Annotated in this window: 2 protein-coding genes; both read left to right on the forward strand. The window is 38.4% G+C overall.

Going from position 1 to position 837, the window contains the following annotated elements; genetic code table 11:
* A partial coding sequence (locus AKK44_RS08475) for a DUF1617 family protein (RefSeq protein WP_152911097.1) occupies positions 1 to 200 on the forward strand: 200 nt, incomplete at its 5' end.
* 5 nt (positions 201 to 205) lie between these two features.
* Complete coding sequence (locus AKK44_RS08480) at positions 206 to 817, forward strand: DUF1366 domain-containing protein (protein WP_054279306.1); 612 nt, start codon at positions 206 to 208, stop codon at positions 815 to 817.
* Positions 818 to 837 lie beyond the last annotated feature (20 nt).

An 837-nucleotide genomic window follows, 5' to 3' on the forward strand; every position in this document is an offset into this window, starting at 1 on the left:
CGCAAAAACTAGATGAACTCAACGACTTGCTCAACGAGCTAGCCGATGAAGAAGTTGTTATCAAAGGGGGTGAGTACTCAAAGCGATTTATTGACTTTTTAAATTTTCTGGAAGAGTGCGAAGATGAATTTACATCATCAGAAATCGTTGTTATCGACAATATTTTAGAGCAATTTGAAGCAAGCAAAAAAGGAGAATAATTATGATGAAAAAATTAGAAGCAACCAAAGGTTATCCACAATACAATGAACACGGAGAAGTCGAAGCAACGTTCACAGGTGTCAGAGGTGCCGATGGGTTGTTTATTCCAATGACTATCAAACGAGACTTGACCAAAGCGTCAGAATCTGAAATCATCGATGCTGTCTTGGAAGAATTTTTCAAAAAATACTACGTTGAACGCGCAATGGGTGAGGCAGTTGAGAAAGTAGACGAGTTGGAAAAACTGTCACAAGAAACTGCTAAAAATGCTAAGACAGCTCAAGCTGCTGCAGGATTAGCGAAAGTCTCAGCAGAACGTACACAAAAAATGGCAAATCTACAAACACTTCATTTGCTAACAAGTGGCGGTAAAATTGAGCCTGACATTTATAAAGGATTACTAGAACTTATTGAACCTGTTAAAAAAGGTAAGTATAAAGCTCACGACGTATTCACTATGATAGACGAGTCGCATGAAGATTTGGTTGGCGAAGGAAATCTTGTCTTTGTTTATGTTAACGATGACTTTTCTTACGACAAGCAGACTATCGGTGAGCTAGAATCAGAAGGCGAAGTTACTATTATTAAATATGCTGACTTGACCAAACAAGAGTAGTGAGGTGGTTAGATGTACGA

This window comes from Streptococcus phocae (assembly GCF_001302265.1).
GTDB classification, from domain to species: Bacteria; Bacillota; Bacilli; order Lactobacillales; family Streptococcaceae; genus Streptococcus; species Streptococcus phocae.